The sequence below is a fragment of the Leptospira ilyithenensis genome, from assembly GCF_004771005.1.
GTDB classification, from domain to species: Bacteria; Spirochaetota; Leptospiria; order Leptospirales; family Leptospiraceae; genus Leptospira_A; species Leptospira_A ilyithenensis.
The window spans coordinates 128,277-144,028 of record NZ_RQHV01000042.1 but is presented as its reverse complement, the minus strand read 5'-3'; the positions used below and the strand labels follow the sequence as shown (position 1 = coordinate 144,028).

Below are 15,752 nucleotides of genomic sequence, written 5' to 3'. Positions count from 1 at the left end.
TTACACGGTCTCTTCCGTATCCCTAACTATTGCAAAGTCTTTTACAAAATCATCGTCTTTCGTATTTACTACTTTGACACCCATAGCAGTTCTTCCTACCATCGAAATCCCTTTGGCTTCCACTCGAATTGCCATTCCTGATTGAGTGATGATTAATAATTCATCTTCTTCTCTAATCGTTGCAATCCCTACGGAGCGACCGTTCTTTTCTCCGATTTTCAGATAGGTCATACCTTTTCCACCGCGACCTTTCGTAGAAAATTCTTCAAAGTCGGTTCTCTTTCCAAAACCATTTTCGGATATACAGAACAAATGAGTGTTAGGTTCCACTTTTGTGATACCGGCGATCTGATCTTTTTCATCCAATCTCATTGCGGTCACACCGGATGCTGTTCTTCCTTGTGATCGCAGTTCATTGAGGTTCATACGAATAGCAAGACCGTCTTTACTAGCGATAAATACATCGTAGTTTTCAGGATTCGAAAGTACATCAATGAGTTCATCCCCATCCCGAAGTCCGATTGCAATTAAACCTGATTTTTTAGCGTTTGAAAACTCATCCAATTGGATTTTTTTCACAAATCCGTCTCTGGTCACCATCAATAGATATGACTCGTCAAACTCTCTGAATGTGAACAATGAGGTAATGATTTCATCTTCCGTCAGATTGATAATTGCTTTCAACGATTTTCCACGAGCTTCCTTCGTTCCGATCGGCAACTCGTAAACTTTCATAAGAAAAGCACGACCTTTGTTGGAAAAAAGCATCAGATTATCATGAGTCATCGCTGTACTTAGTTTTTTAACAAAGTCTTCTCTCTTGGAAGAAATACCCTGAATGCCTTTTCCTCCCCGTTTCTGGCGACGAAACGTATCCATAGGCAATCGTTTGATAAACATATCTTCCGAAATTTGAACGACAACTTCTTCATCTGCGATCAAATCTTCCGCATTGAAAGAAGATGATTCGAGAGATTCTAAACTAATTTCCGTAGTTCTGGTAGCACCAAAAGACTCGGTTACTTTCGAAAGCTCATCACAAACAATTTGTTTCACTCGTTCCGGTTTCGCTAAAATATCTTCAAGATCAAGTATGATCAGGCGAACTTGCTCTAACTCATCTATAATTTTTTGAACTTCCAAAGAAGTTAATCTTTGCAGACGCATTTCCAGAATCGCATCTGTTTGTGCTTCCGATAGACTAAAAGTACTGATCAATTTTGCTTGTGCTTCTTTAGGATCTTTGGAAGCACGAATGATTTTGATCACTTCATCGATATTATCCAAAGCAATTCTCAATCCCTCTAAGATATGAGCCCGCTTTTGCGCCTTATCCAAATCAAACTGAGTTCTTTTAACAACGACTTGATTACGATGTGTCGCATATGATTGTAAAATTTCTTTTAGCGAAAAAATCTTAGGCCGTTTGTCAAGAATCGCAAGCATCGTAATACCGAAGCTGACTTGCAATTGGGTAAGTTTGAAAAGTTGATTTAGAATGACTTGCGCATTGAAATCTTTTTTGATATGAAGTTCAACACGAATCCCCTTCCTATCCGAAAGATCTAAAATCTCGGTGATACCTTCGATGATCTTTTCATTTACCAGTTCACCGATTTTCTCAAGCAAATGTTTTTTATTTACCTGGTAAGGAATCTCAGTAATAACAATGATTTCACGACCTTTCGCATTTTCAATGATATCCACTTTAGAACGGATTCGAATGGAACCGCGACCGGTTGAATAGGCTTGGTACAAACCTTCACCGCCAATAATCGTTCCACCTGTAGGGAAATCAGGACCAGGTAAAATCTTCATCAACTCATAAAGAGAGATGTCCGGATTTTGAATGAGAGCAATCACAGCATTGATTGATTCTTTTAAATTGTGTGGAGGAATGTTCGTCGCCATCCCTACCGCAATACCTGTAGATCCGTTGACTAAAATGTTTGGGAAATTGGCAGGTAATACGTCAGGTTGTTGTCTCGTATCATCAAAATTTGGTGAAAATGCAACGGTGTTCTTCTCAATATCTTTGAGCAATTCTTCCGCTAACTTGGTAAGACGAGCTTCCGTATAACGATAGTGAGCCGCGTTGTCACCGTCGACTGATCCGTAGTTTCCTTGGCCATCTACAAGAGGTTCCCGCATGGAAAACTTTTGTACCATACGAACCATTGTTTCGTAAACAGGTGCGTCACCGTGCGGGTGAAAGTTACCGATTACTTCCCCGACAATTTTCGCAGATTTTACATAAGGTCTGTCACTCCTCCATGCCCTTTCGTTCATCGCATGGAGAATCCTTCTATGAACAGGTTTCAATCCGTCTCTTACGTCCGGCAATGCCCTACCTACGATTACGCTCATCGCATAATCCAAGTAAGCTTCTTTCATCTGATCTTCAATTTCAACAGGAATGACTCGCACCCCTGCTTTCAATGCCCCGGCTACGTCGGGTCTTCCTGATAAGTTTAAGGCTAAGGTTTTTGTAGATTCGTTTTCTTGGCCGTTTGTTTCGGTCATTTTATTATTCCGTATTAAATTATAAATCCAGGTTCGCTACTTTGTAAGAGTTCTCTTCGATAAACTTTCTGCGAGGTGATACATCATCTCCCATCAAAATATTAAAGGTATCTTCCGCTTCCACAAAGTCGTCGAGTTTCACTTGCAACATAACTCGTTCTTTCGGATCCATTGTTGTTTCCCAAAGTTGTTCCGGGTTCATCTCTCCCAAACCTTTGTATCTTTGAATAACAACTTTATCTCCAGAACGAGCTTTTAAAATTTCTTCCTTTTCTTTATCCGAATAAACATAAATTGCCTCACGACCAAACTTAAGTTGATAAAGAGGAGGTTGCGCCACATACAAAGAACCACGGGAAATCACGGCTTTCATATAGCGGAAAAAGAATGTTAATAATAAAGTCCGAATATGGGATCCATCCACATCGGCATCCGTCATAATGATGATTTTACGATATCTAAGCTTCTCCGCATTAAATTCATCATCCCCGATTCCCGTTCCCATAACAGTGATTAGATTTCTTACTTCTTCGTTTGCTAAAATTTTATCCAATCTTGATTTCTCAACATTTAAAATTTTACCTTTCAGCGGTAATATTGCCTGAATATTACGATCCCTACCCTGCTTTGCCGATCCACCCGCAGAATCACCCTCTACAAGAAACAGTTCACATAAATCAGGATCTTTCTCGGAACAATCGGCAAGTTTTCCCGGCAGACCGCCACCTTCCAAAACCGTTTTTCTACGAGTGAGGTCTCTTGCCCGTCTTGCCGCCTCACGTGCCTTAGATGCTAAGATACATTTTTCTAAAATCTTTTTGATGACGGAGGGATTTTCTTCGAAGAAAAGATTTAAACCTTCTCCCGAAATTGTCTGCATCAGACCTTTCACTTCGGCATTGACCAATTTTTCTTTGGTTTGCGAATTAAACTGAGGTTGAGGAATCTTTACCGAGATGACTGCACAAAGTCCTTCTTTTACATCATCACCAGTTAGTCCGTTAGGTTGTTTCTTTAAAAGAACCTGATCTTTTTTTAGATGATCGTTCAGGGTTCTGGTAAGTGCGGTTCTAAAACCTTCCAAGTGTGTTCCACCCAGATTGTTATTGATTGCATTGGTAAAACAAAACACGCTTTCCGAATAGGTATCACAATATTGTAGGGCAATCTCCGCCCAAACGGTTTCTTTCTCTCCTACAAAGTGTAAAACCTTATGAAGCGGATGTTTCGAATCTGTCAAATATTCAACGAAAGAAACAATTCCTCCGTCGAATTTGAATTCATGCTGAGCGATCTCTTCTTTTCTAAGATCTTCTATTTTCAAAAGAAGGCCTTTGTTTAAAAAGGCGATCTCTCTAAAACGTGCGGAAAGTGTATCAAAGAAAAATTCGGTAGTGGTAAAAATGGATTTATCCGGCAAAAACCGAACAGTTGTTCCCTGGCGATCCGTATCTCCGATGATTTTTACATCTTCAACAGGAATCCCCGTTTGGTATTTTTGGTAATGTATCTTCCCTGATTGGTGAACTTCTACTTCCAGCCATGTGGACAATGCGTTCACAACGGAAACACCCACACCATGAAGACCGCCTGATACTTTGTAGGCGTCGTTTTCGAACTTACCACCTGCGTGAAGTATGGTTAATACTACTTCGATCGTAGATTTGCCTTTGTCCGGATGAATCCCGACAGGAATTCCCCTTCCGTTATCTTTAACTTCAATTATATTTTCAGGTAATATTTTGACATCGATCTGAGTGCAATGCCCCGCCATCGCTTCGTCGACCGAGTTGTCCACAACTTCATAGACCATCTTATGGAGACCCGATTCATCTTGGGTTCCAATGTACATCCCAGGCCGTTTTCGAACGGCTTCCAGACCCTCTAAAATCTTAATTTGCGAGGCTGCATAGGGGTTTTGAGAGGCTTCATTTGTCATAGAGTAAACTTGTATCCTATAGGAACTATCCCAGGAGAAGCCCACTAGGGCAAGTGAAAAGACGTACTGGTTTAGGAACTTGTCCTTTTGGAATTGGGGACTATGCCGGTTTTTAGAACGATTTTTGAAATGGTGGTAGGTAGTTTTTTATCAGTTAATTTTTGCAAAATTGCCATCTTTTGAAACTCCATTTCCTGCGAAATAAGGGAGTGTTTGCACATAACAATCAGTCGGTTTTCTTTCAATTCTGCGGGATAAGACTGGTCTCCGAAAAAGTCCCCTACAATTTCCTTCCAATCTCTTTGGATGATTTTGATCGTTTGGGTGGAGAAAATTTCATTTTGATCGAATCCAAGCTTTTCGAGACTTTTGAACAATTCTCCGATCTCTATTTTTTTCATTTTTCAAAACCTTGGGATACTTTTCCATTTTGAATCACAAAAATTTCTTTGTCAATCTCCAGGTTTCCCACATACTCTTTGATTCCTTCCAAATCCGTGGTTGTGAAAAATGCCTGTCCGCATTCCAAAATCAGATTCAGGAAATATTCACGCCTTTTGACGTCTAACTCCCTTATAATATCATCGATCAACAAGACGGGAGCTTCCCCTGTGTCTTCCAAAATCATCTGAAAGGAAGCAGTCTTCAGGGCAATGACTGCACTTCTCTTTTGTCCTTGAGACCCGAAGGAACTGAGATCCTTATCATCAAAACCGATAGGAATATCATCTCTATGTCCTCCGCAACTGGTATAACCGATGGCTCTATCTTTTTTTAAATTTCCAACGAGTCTTTCTCTATGATTTTCTTCCGACAGTACATTCGGTTTGTAAGTGATGTGAAACGGGTCTTTCCCTTGGCTGAGTAAATTCAAGTTTTTTTCAAAAAACACATTCAGTCTGGAAATTGTTTGCGATCGTATTTTACGAATTTCAGAATCTCTTTCTATCAATGGCTCATTCCAGATTTCTATTTCTTTATCAGTAGCCGTTTCTTTTTTTAAAGCATGATTTCTTTGTTTCAAGAGCCGATTGTATTCTATCAAATGATGCAAATAATTTTTGTTTGTGGAAGAAATGAACGAATCTAAAAATCTTCGCCTTTCCACATTTCCCGATTCTATGATTTGAATATCAGGTGGACTCAATATAACGGAACGAAAGTATCCTACGGAATCGGAAATTTTTTTAATCACTTCACCGTTGATCTTTATTTTTTTACGTTTGAACTGACCTTTTTCAATTCCATACTCAAATACAAAATCTTCACCCCCGGCTTCAAACTCCGCTCTGACAAAAGTAAAAGGTGAATCCCATTTCAATAACTGATTTTCATCTGTTTCTCTAAAACTTTTCAAATAGGATAAAAGGGAAATGGATTCGAGTAGGTTTGTCTTACCTTCTCCGTTATTGCCGATAAAGAAGATAAGACGGGATTTAAAATCTAGAGTGGTTTGTTCGTGGTTACGAAAATTTTGAAGTGCAATTCGCCTAAGATACATTAAAGCTTCATCGGCATAATTACTGATACGAAATCACTATCAGACGGATCTTTAAACAGCACAGGAGCGCTGGAAGATGAAAATTCAAAGATCACTTCTGGATCATCTACAGCTTTCACTACATCGTTCAAATAATCCCCTTTGAAAGCGATTGTAACTGGTTCTCCGCTATATTCAACAGACATATTGTGATCGAACATCATTGTTCCGGGATTGGATGAGCTGATGTTAACGTTTCCTTTGGAAAAACTCAACCGAACTTGTTTGGAAGGTTCTTCTGCAGAAATCAAAGCTTGTTTTAAAAAAGTAAGAAAATCTGTTTTTGTAATTCGAACCGATTCGGCCGCTTGTTTCGGAATCACTTGTTCGTAATCGGGAAAATTACCATCAATCAGTTTGAACAACAATTCTATATTTCCAGAAGACACATAAATCTGTTCGTCTATAAAACCGATCTTTGCAGTTTCTTTTCCTTCCATCATCTTCAACATTTCTCGAACTGCTTTGTGAGGAATGATCGCTCCGTTTTTAAATGGAAACTGTTTTGGAAACTTGCGAACGATTTTAGAAAGTCTTCTTCCATCCGTTCCGACTACAACTAGGTCGGTATCTTCCGGTTTTAAAAACAAACCGTTGAATACGAATCGTGTCTCTTCAATTGCCATAGCATAGGAAGTTTTACGAAACATCTCACGAATTGTCTGGCATGGAAATTCAACTACATTGGATTCATCTACAACAGGAATGGTTTTGATATCTTCCGAATCAATTCCGTTCACTTTGAATTTTGTATCCATCTTTCCAGAAGCATCGGTAATTGAAGTTTCCGACGAATCATTGTTATCGCTTGTAGAAAGTAATGTCGAATCGAAATTCAAATTTTTGAAAATATTTGACAGTTGTTTTGCGGGAAGAGATGCATTTCCCTTTTGTCCAACAACAGAGGCTACCGAAGTTTTGATCGCGATTTCCAAATCTGTTGCTGAAAGATAAACGATATTGTCTTCTGCCTGGATTTTTAAATTGGATAGGGCGGACTTAATTTCTCTAACAGAGATTACACCATCTACGGAGTTGATTGCTTTTAGAAAGTCTGTAGTATTGACAGTGAATTTCATTTTCTTCCTCTTTTCTTATATATATAATTTATTAAATATATTATGTCGTCTTCGTTGTATCTGTCAGTATGTGCATAAACCCTCTAAACATCAATTTTTATTGGATTATGTCTGATAAAATCATTTTCTAAACCGTTCATATTTATGTCACTTATCTCTTTCTTTCTACAATTCTTTCCTTTTAAAAATGTCTTATGTCTTATAAACAACTTACTTACAGCTAATTAACAGACTTTTGAACAGATTACTGAAAGGATATTTGATGTTTTACCGACTGGTATAAATCAGCAAGATTTTGGTCTTCATTGAACCGTTCTTTGATTTTATTGATCCCGTGGATGACAGTTGTATGCTGAGCGGAAAAAATCCTTCCAATTTGCGACTTGGGAAGCCCTAAAATCTCATGGAGGAGTAACATAGACAGGTGGCGCGGGAGAATATAATCAGCCTTTCTGCTTTTCCCTAAAAGATCTTTTCTTGCCACGTTCATCCTTTCACAGATCAAATCTATGACCTGATCGGGATTGAAGCCGATTCGCTTTCGGTTGGTCTGAAGCCTGGAGTTGGCGATCTCTTTGATTTTGTCTTCCGGCAAAAGAAAGAACTGATACGCTTTTTTATACAAAACCAAGTCGTTGATAATTCCGATCAATGCTCGGGAATCTCCTTCGCAATTGACTGCGAGCCAATCCAGAGTCTCTTCCGATATAGGGATGTTGTATTGGACCGAATAAGTACGGAGCAGTTCTTTTCGCAAAGTTTGGTCGTGTTCTTTGATGTCCGCCTGGAGACCATGAACAAATCTGGACTTGAGTCTGTCGTGTAACGGTAGTTCGTAACTAGGTCTGTCGGACGCAATGACGATCTGTCTTTTTCTTTCGTAAAGAAAATTGAATAGGGCAAAAAACTCTTCCTGAGTTTTTTCAGCGCCGCCGTTTAAAAATTGAATGTCATCGAATAAAAGAACATTATAAGATTGGTATCTCATCTTGAAAGATTCCAAAGAATCTCTGTTGTTTTGTCTTACAGTAAATATGAATTCATTTAAAAAGGAAATACTGTCTACGTAACGAACTGTCTTCCAAGGATCTTTCTTTTTAATCTCCGATCCTATGGCATGAAGTAAATGTGTCTTTCCTACGCCTACAGGTCCGAACAAATAGAGGGGATTGTACTTACCCGGATTTTCGGAAATACTCTTTGCAGCGGTAAAAGCAAGTTTGTTGCAATCGGATACTATATAAGTTTCGAAATTATACTCGGAATTTAGCTCCGGTTCATCCGTTTGGAATTTATTTTCAATGGCACTCTTCATTTGAAGAGTGGATTCTTCTTTGTCTGTGAGTAAAACGAGTCGAAAGGAGTCGCCTTTGACTTGATAGGCGGCTGTTTCTATAAAATTGATGTATTTTGCTTCTACGTGGCTTTTGATGATTTGTGAAGGTGCTGATACTACGAGATCATTTCCTTCCCAACGTACAAAGTGCAACGGTGCGATAAAGTTTCTAAAATACTTTGGAGGGATTTGTTTCGATACCTCTTCTAAAATTTCTTCCCAAACTGCTTCCAATCTAATGTAAATCCTTTATCAAACCGGGTACTATACTTCTATTCAGTAGGTAGAATTCAAATGAAAATTCAAGGTACCCTCCCGATTTGAAAAAATCTGGATGATGAATAAGAAAATTATGTCCCTTAAGGAATTTGCCTGAATTTAATCACCTAACGAGGTGAACTACTTAATTTGAGAAAAAGTTGAGATAATAGAAAATATTCTAAAGCCGGTATGTTGTAATGCAGCTTTGATTTGAATTCCAGGATTGCATGAATCTTTCTGATATTGTTTTCGAAATTTTCCCTACGATATTCATATAACAAAAGTAAGGAGATCATTTCTAAAAAATCTATATTCGGAATTTTTTCTTTTCCTTTTGAATCCGACATTTTTTCCCGAATCCAATTTTCCAATTTCAAAACCAGGATGGGATCTTGGCAGAGATTTTTTACAGTTTCGTGCCACTCTTCAATTTGTTCGTCGGAAATATCGAAAGGATTGAGAGAGCCTCCGTAATATTCTTTGATCGTCTTGTCCAGATTCCTTGCGATGGAATAAACTTTTGTCTGAGGAAGATATTGGAAGGGAATACATACGGATCGGGAAACGATTGTTTTTTTCAACTTACTCAAATCATTAACAATCAAAATGAATTTCGTATGAGGAGGAGGTTCTTCCAAAGTTTTGAGAAGAGTTGTCTCCGCTTCATTGTTGATTCTATGCGCTTCCGGAAATAGTACGATTCTTTTCTGGGAAATATGAGGTTTGTAAATGATCCGACTTCCGAGCAGCCATCGAATGGTAAAATCTTCAGGATCTTTATCTTTGCCGATGGCGATGTTTTTGTTTTTGGGAAACTGGATAAAGTCGGGGTGTTCCCCTTTCATAAAAAGCCGACAGGAATCACAAACTCCACAGGAGTTCTCATTCAAACAAAGCAGGTGGCGCGCAAATCTTTCCGCAGCAAACCACTTCCCCACTCCATCCGGCCCGTGAAAAATAAGTACGCCGGGAATTCTATCTTTCTCCTTTAGAAAGGAATGTAAGAATGTAAGAGCTGTATCTTGCCCAATCAATTCATCGACTTGAAAGAAAGAATCGTTCATAAAATTAAATCAATAAACCGGCGTTAACCAATCTTCGTATTTTGCCTCTTCTCCGCGAACAGTGTTGAAGAACAAAGATTGAATCTTTTTGGTGACAGGTCCGATTTTCCCGTCTCCTACTTTTCTTCTATCCACTTCTTTCAACCAAGCAACTTGCACACCGGTCCCTGAAAAAAAGATTTCATCGGAGATATAGAGTTCAGAACGAGCAATGTCTCTTTCCACTACTTTGATACCTAAGTCGGCAGCAATTTTGAAAATGGATCTTCTTGTAATTCCTTCCAAGATGGAAGAAGGAACACTGGGAGTGTGAATCTCTCCGTTACGAACCAGAAAAATATTTTCTGCAGATCCTTCCGAAACAAATCCGCGTGCATCCAAAAAGATCGCTTCATCCATTCCATTTTGAACTGCTTCCGATTTGGCAAGAGCGGAGTTTACATATCCGCCACTCACTTTGGAAAGAGTGGGAATTTGATTATCGGAAAAACGAGCCCAACTAGATACCATCGTGCGAAGTCCGTTTTGAGTATCCAGGTAATCATCCAATTTCAAAACATAAATGGCGATCTCCGTCTTCACGTCATGGAAACGAGGAGAGAGCTGGAGTGCTGAAGTATAAACGATCGGTCTTACATAAACATTTTGTTTTAAGTTTGAATCCCGAATCAATTTCAAAGTGATCTCAGCCAGCTCTTCCGGAGTTTTATCGAACTGTAATTGCATGATTTTTGTCGAATTCACCAAACGCTTGTAATGATCTAAAATCCTGAAAACAAAAACATTTTTTCTCGTCTCATTATGATAGCCTCGGATTCCGCCGAAGACTGCAGTCCCGTACTGAAAAGCATGAGTTTGGATACTGATCTTGGCATCCTCTGAAGGAATGATTTTTCCTTCGAAATAAGAAAGGTCTTTGGTTTCGTCTGGCATATAAAATCCTATGCTTCCAAAATTTCTGAGAATCGTTTTTAGAAAATGAATTTTATCTTTTTTTATCTCGAAGCATTCGATGCCGAATTTGTTATCGTTCTAGAAGGAAGTTTTACTTTCCATTCTTAGATTAAGAATTGTTAGAAGACATAATATGAATCAGTCGTTTTATCCAAACCAATTTGATTGTATCGTTGTGGGTGCAGGGCACGCAGGATCCGAAGCTGCATACATTCCTGCCAAAGCAGGTTTTCGAACTCTACTCATCACTATGAACTTAGATACGATCGGTCAGATGAGTTGCAATCCTGCGATCGGTGGAATTGCAAAAGGACATATGGTAAGGGAAGTGGATGCTTTGGGCGGACTTATGGGAAAAACCATTGATGCCACTGGAATTCAATTCAAAATGTTGAACACTTCCAAAGGTCCGTCCGTTTGGGCTCCCCGCGCTCAGGCAGAAAAAAAACAATATCAGCTTACGATCAAACATCAGTTGGAACATACCGCCAACTTATCCATCCGACAAGATACTGTAGAAGATTTGATTGTAGAAGGAAATCAGATCGTTGGTTTGCGAACCGGTCGTGGATTCGAATTTAAAACCAATCATTTGATTTTAACGACAGGAACTTTTCTTTCCAGTGTGATTCATATCGGTACTTACCAAAAAGAATCAGGGAGAATCGGTGAACCAACTACGAAAGGATTATCCCGTTCTCTTTCCGGATTTCAATTTCGATTGGGCCGATTGAAAACAGGAACTCCCGCTCGCGTTCATAAGAACTCTATCGATATCAAAAGTTTGGAAGAGCAACATGGTGATGAAAACCCGAAAGGTTTTTCTTTCTCTTCAGGTAAAATCGAAAGAAGACAAATTCCTTGTTACATCACTTATACAAATCAGAACACTCATGATCTGATCCGACAAAATTTGGAATTCTCTCCGATGTATTCGGGACAGATCCAAAGCATCGGTCCACGTTATTGCCCATCCATTGAAGACAAAGTAGTCCGTTTTGCAGAAAGAGATCGTCATCAAATTTTTATCGAACCGGAAGGATATGATACGAATGAAATGTATCTTAACGGAGTGTCCACAAGTCTTCCAGAAGAATTGCAATGGAAGTTTCTCCGAACGATCAAAGGTCTGGAAGAAGTGGAACTTATGCGTCCAGGTTATGCAGTGGAATACGACTTTGTTGATCCGACGGAACTTCACCCGACTTTGGAAACGAAAAAAATCAAAGGTCTTTTCCATGCAGGACAAATCAACGGGACTACCGGGTATGAAGAAGCAGCCGCACAAGGTTTGGTTGCCGCTTATAATGTAGTTCGTTCTTTGAAAAAAGAAAAGCCTATGTTATTTCCCAGAAGTGAATCATACATCGGAGTGCTTGTGGATGATTTGGTTCACAAAGGAGTGGAAGATCCGTATAGAATGTTCACGAGTCGGGCTGAGTACAGACTGCTTCTCAGACAAGACAACGCGGATCAAAGGTTGATGAAGTACGGTTACGAGATGGGACTTGTCTCGAAAGAAGATTATGATTCCATGTTGGACCGTTATGGAAGAATCGATGCTCTTCGTTCCAAAATGTATTCCTTGTCTATGAAACCCACTGTTGAACTGAGCGGAGTTTTGGAACGCAAAGGAATTGAAAATTATAAATTCGGTCACACGGTGGCTTCGTTTTTAAAACGTGCGGATATTAAAATCGGAGATATCGAACCTTTTGTTTCCGAGCTTTCTACTTTGAATGAAGAAGAGAAAGCAGTGCTTGAGATGGAAGTTAAGTACGAAGGTTATTTGAAACGTGAACTCGAATCAATTGAGTATAGAAAAAAATACGCAAGCTTTGAAATTCCTTCCGACTTTGATTATCTTTCGGTGAAAGGATTGAAGACGGAAGCCGCTACCAAATTGAATAAACATCGTCCGATGAATTTGGAAAAGGCAGCTCACATTTCAGGAGTGGATCCTTCCGATATCGACTTACTTCTCTTCCATCTCGTAGAGAAAAAATAGAATTCATCCGGCGTGCGCCGGGTGGTCTTGTTTGTATTTATTTTTCCAATTCGTTTTTTTTTAGAACCACTCGTATCAGTTTTTTACCTCTTCTTACGCGCGGCAGATCATCTTTCTTTCTGTCCGCTTGGATGGTATCATGACAACAATCACTTCAATCTTAACGAAACATTCTTTCTCTGAATCCGAAGCTGATGCTTTTGAAACGGCGATCGATAAAAAACTTTCCGACGCTTTGGCAAGTAGCGAGCTGAAATTTGACAAAGAAGTACTGAGACCTATGCAGTATGAACAAGTAGGTATCAGAGTTGAGATCCGCCTCTTGGCGGGGAGGATTGATTTGCTTGTTGGAAAAATAGATCTTCTCGCCGAACGAATGCATCAGACAAACCAAATCATGAATGCAAGTTTTGATGTGGCAGATGAACGATTCGAATCCATGCAAAAACAAATGGTTTCAAGATTTGAATCTTTAGAAAAAATCATTCGAACACAATCCCGTGTTGCGAACTTAATCAATGGAACAATTTTAGCTGCGATCTCGTGTGGGTTGATGAAGTTGTTTTTGGGTTAAGTAGAAAGTTTGGATTTCAATCCGTTACAAGATTCAAACTTGCGCCTAAGAAAAGGGTAAGAAGTTTTTAGAAACCACTTACCCTTTTGATTTTAATGTTCTAGAGGAGGATTGTTTCCGTTCGTAAGGAATTCTTCTTTCTTATCTTGTTTGGAGACTTTGCTTTTGGAGTTCTCATCATAGACAAGGAAGTGAGTTTTCTCTAAAACCCAATTGTCTCCTTGTTTCACGTGAAACGAAAAAGACTCCAGACTTCCGTCTGCTTTGTATTTCAATTTATTCACTCTATGAAACTCAGCTTGGAAGAATTCACGTTCTACCAGATTTCCTTTAGCATCATACTTAAAGTGGATCTCCCCATGTTTGATTTTTTTATCATCCAAAAGGAATTGAATTTGAACGTTTAGTTTTTTAGGATCCGGAATGATACGAAAAGATTCTATGTCTTTTGATTCTGAATTTTTACCTTCGCCACTTACAAGCATCCCGTCTTTGTTTGTTTCCAAACTGTAGCTGATCAGGTTTTTTCCTTCAAAGTTTTTGATGATTAATCTTTTGAGAATCTTACCTTTATAGACGAAGTCTTTTCTTTCTACAAGAGTATCATTTTGGCCATATACTTCCTCAGAAGTTACAAGTCCTTCCGTGTATCGAAAGATGGTTTTGCCATCCGACTTACCTTCTTTGTCTGAATAAGTTTCTTGGACGAGATGACCATCCGCATCATAAATATATTCTGCTACATAGATGACTTGCCCTTCAGAGTTGCGAACGATCTCCTTCGAAGGACCTTTCTTTCCTTTGAAAAAAACAAACTGATCTTTATGAGACCATTTCCCGGGAGTGAATGCAAACGAGGGAAGTGTAAATAGTACAGAAGCAATAAGTGTAATTGTTAAGATTAAAAATCGTTTCATGGAAAAGAATTCTCCTATTAGAACCATCGACGATTTTTAGAAATTAAGTAACAATTATGGCAGAAAATTTAGCGCGTGAAAAAGTTTCGTCTTTGCTTCCTCAGATCTTCGAAAGTTTGGATGCACAATTTGATTGGAAGAAGGTAGATCTTTATCATGAATTTTTGATTCGTGAAAATGAGAAAGGAGGCTTTTTTTCTAAGAATGATTCCGCGTTGATTCTGGATCGGCATATCATCGATTGCCTGGTTTTTGTTTTTAAATTGAAAGAGTCCGGATTTGTTTCACGTGAAACAAATCTGGCGGATGTGGGAACAGGTCCTGGTCTTCCCGGATTTCTCTTTTTATGTCTCAAAGAGTCTCCAAAGCTTACACTCATCGATTCTCAAAAAAGAAAACTTTTTCTTTTAGAAGAAGAAATCGGCAAAGGAAATTTGTCCGGGGCAAATGATAGAATCTCTTTTGAATATATGAGAGCAGAAGAAGAGAAAAGAAAATTTGATTTGGTAACTTCCCGCGCGGTAGTCCCCTACCCTTTTATGGTCGAGGTGGTTTCCAATCTAGTAAAGAAGAATGGGTATTTTTGTCCTTTCCTTGGTCAGAGAAATTTTGATGAAAAGGTTGAAACAAAAGTTTTGAAATACAGTGGCTTTCGAATTAAAAAAGAAATCGAACTTAGGGAATTAGAGTTTGTGGGAAAGCGACATATTAAAATATTGCAAAAGGATTCCGAACCAAGTCCGGGTTACCCCAGACTTTGGAAAGACATCAGCAAGGAGAGTAAGGAAGGCAATGGGTAAAATAGTTTCGATTAGCAACCAGAAAGGTGGAGTGGGAAAAACCACCACAGCGATCAATTTAGCGTCGAACCTAGTTGAGCTCGGAAAAAAAATTTTACTCTTGGACATTGATCCTCAAGGAAACTCAGGTTCCGGTTTGGGTTTGGAAGTGCAGTCACTCAACAAAACAACGTATGAAGTTTTGATCGGAGAACTTTCCGCAAGAGAAGCGATCCAAAAATCTTTTATCGCAAACCTTGATATCATTCCAGCCAACATCAATTTGTCAGGATTGGAAGTGGACTTCCTTGGAATTGAAAAAAAAGAATTCAAACTCAAAGACGCACTCGCAAGTGTGCAAGCAGACTATGATTACATTTTAATCGATTGTCCACCTTCACTTGGTGTACTTACCATCAATGCACTTTGTGCATCTCAGTCTGTGATGATCACTTTGCAAACAGAGTATTTTGCTTTGGAAGGTTTATCACAATTGATGAGAATCATTTCTTTGGTTCAATCGCAATGGAATAAAAGTTTGGAATTGGAAGGTGTGCTTCTTACGATGTATGACAAAAGAACAAACCTTGCCAACCAAGTGGCGGAAGATGTTCGTAATTACTTCAAAGAAAAAGTTTATAATACAATCATTCCCCGAAATATAAAATTATCGGAAGCTCCTTCTTTTGGAAAACCAATCAACTACTACGACCCGGAAGGGATCGGAGCAAAAAGTTATAAAAGTCTAGCAGAAGAAATCGTCGGTCAGGGTTAGGAA

At 39.0% G+C, this 15,752-nt stretch carries 13 protein-coding genes; 4 read left to right on the top strand and 9 right to left on the bottom strand.

Annotated features, from left to right (window positions below; genetic code table 11):
* From gyrA to EHS11_RS07305, 8 genes are all read right to left on the bottom strand, one after another.
* Complete coding sequence (gyrA, locus tag EHS11_RS07340; RefSeq protein ID WP_135763741.1) at nucleotides 1-2,523, bottom strand: DNA gyrase subunit A; 2,523 nt, start codon at nucleotides 2,521-2,523, stop codon at nucleotides 1-3.
* Between the two features lie 19 nt (nucleotides 2,524-2,542).
* The gene (gyrB, locus tag EHS11_RS07335) at nucleotides 2,543-4,462 is read right to left on the bottom strand and encodes a DNA topoisomerase (ATP-hydrolyzing) subunit B (protein WP_135763740.1); all 1,920 of its coding nucleotides are present in this window, start codon (nucleotides 4,460-4,462) and stop codon (nucleotides 2,543-2,545) included.
* Between the two features lie 71 nt (nucleotides 4,463-4,533).
* Entirely contained in the window at nucleotides 4,534-4,863 is a 330-nt protein-coding gene (locus EHS11_RS07330) for a DciA family protein (protein ID WP_135763739.1), read from the bottom strand.
* The gene (gene recF, locus EHS11_RS07325) at nucleotides 4,860-5,963 is read right to left on the bottom strand and encodes a DNA replication/repair protein RecF (protein WP_135763738.1); all 1,104 of its coding nucleotides are present in this window, start codon (nucleotides 5,961-5,963) and stop codon (nucleotides 4,860-4,862) included. The genes EHS11_RS07330 and recF overlap by 4 nt, the downstream gene beginning before the upstream one ends.
* A complete protein-coding gene (gene dnaN, locus EHS11_RS07320) occupies nucleotides 5,963-7,081 on the bottom strand; it encodes a DNA polymerase III subunit beta (RefSeq protein ID WP_135763737.1) in 1,119 nt (372 codons plus the stop codon). The genes recF and dnaN overlap by 1 nt, the downstream gene beginning before the upstream one ends.
* A gap of 244 nt (nucleotides 7,082-7,325) precedes the next feature.
* On the bottom strand, nucleotides 7,326-8,651 hold the full coding sequence (gene dnaA, locus EHS11_RS07315) for a chromosomal replication initiator protein DnaA (RefSeq protein ID WP_135763736.1): 1,326 nt from the start codon (nucleotides 8,649-8,651) through the stop codon (nucleotides 7,326-7,328).
* 152 nt (nucleotides 8,652-8,803) lie between these two features.
* The gene (locus tag EHS11_RS07310) at nucleotides 8,804-9,742 is read right to left on the bottom strand and encodes a hypothetical protein (RefSeq protein ID WP_135763735.1); all 939 of its coding nucleotides are present in this window, start codon (nucleotides 9,740-9,742) and stop codon (nucleotides 8,804-8,806) included.
* Between the two features lie 9 nt (nucleotides 9,743-9,751).
* Nucleotides 9,752-10,675, bottom strand: coding sequence for a branched-chain amino acid transaminase (locus tag EHS11_RS07305; RefSeq protein ID WP_135763734.1), 924 nt, complete (start codon nucleotides 10,673-10,675; stop codon nucleotides 9,752-9,754).
* Between the two features lie 154 nt (nucleotides 10,676-10,829).
* Between EHS11_RS07305 and mnmG the strand changes: the two genes are divergently transcribed.
* Nucleotides 10,830-12,704 (top strand): tRNA uridine-5-carboxymethylaminomethyl(34) synthesis enzyme MnmG, encoded by a 1,875-nt coding sequence (mnmG, locus tag EHS11_RS07300; RefSeq protein WP_135763733.1) that lies wholly within the window; start codon nucleotides 10,830-10,832, stop codon nucleotides 12,702-12,704.
* 139 nt (nucleotides 12,705-12,843) lie between these two features.
* On the top strand, nucleotides 12,844-13,278 hold the full coding sequence (locus EHS11_RS07295; protein WP_135763732.1) for a hypothetical protein: 435 nt from the start codon (nucleotides 12,844-12,846) through the stop codon (nucleotides 13,276-13,278).
* Between the two features lie 92 nt (nucleotides 13,279-13,370).
* Here EHS11_RS07295 and EHS11_RS07290 read toward each other — a convergent pair whose 3' ends face one another.
* Complete coding sequence (locus tag EHS11_RS07290) at nucleotides 13,371-14,195, bottom strand: hypothetical protein (protein ID WP_246047662.1); 825 nt, start codon at nucleotides 14,193-14,195, stop codon at nucleotides 13,371-13,373.
* A gap of 56 nt (nucleotides 14,196-14,251) precedes the next feature.
* Between EHS11_RS07290 and EHS11_RS07285 the strand changes: the two genes are divergently transcribed.
* Entirely contained in the window at nucleotides 14,252-14,995 is a 744-nt protein-coding gene (locus EHS11_RS07285) for an RsmG family class I SAM-dependent methyltransferase (RefSeq protein ID WP_135763731.1), read from the top strand.
* The gene (locus tag EHS11_RS07280) at nucleotides 14,988-15,749 is read left to right on the top strand and encodes a ParA family protein (RefSeq protein WP_109021691.1); all 762 of its coding nucleotides are present in this window, start codon (nucleotides 14,988-14,990) and stop codon (nucleotides 15,747-15,749) included. Before EHS11_RS07285 ends, EHS11_RS07280 begins: the two co-directional genes overlap by 8 nt.
* The last annotated feature ends 3 nt before the right edge of the window (nucleotides 15,750-15,752 follow it).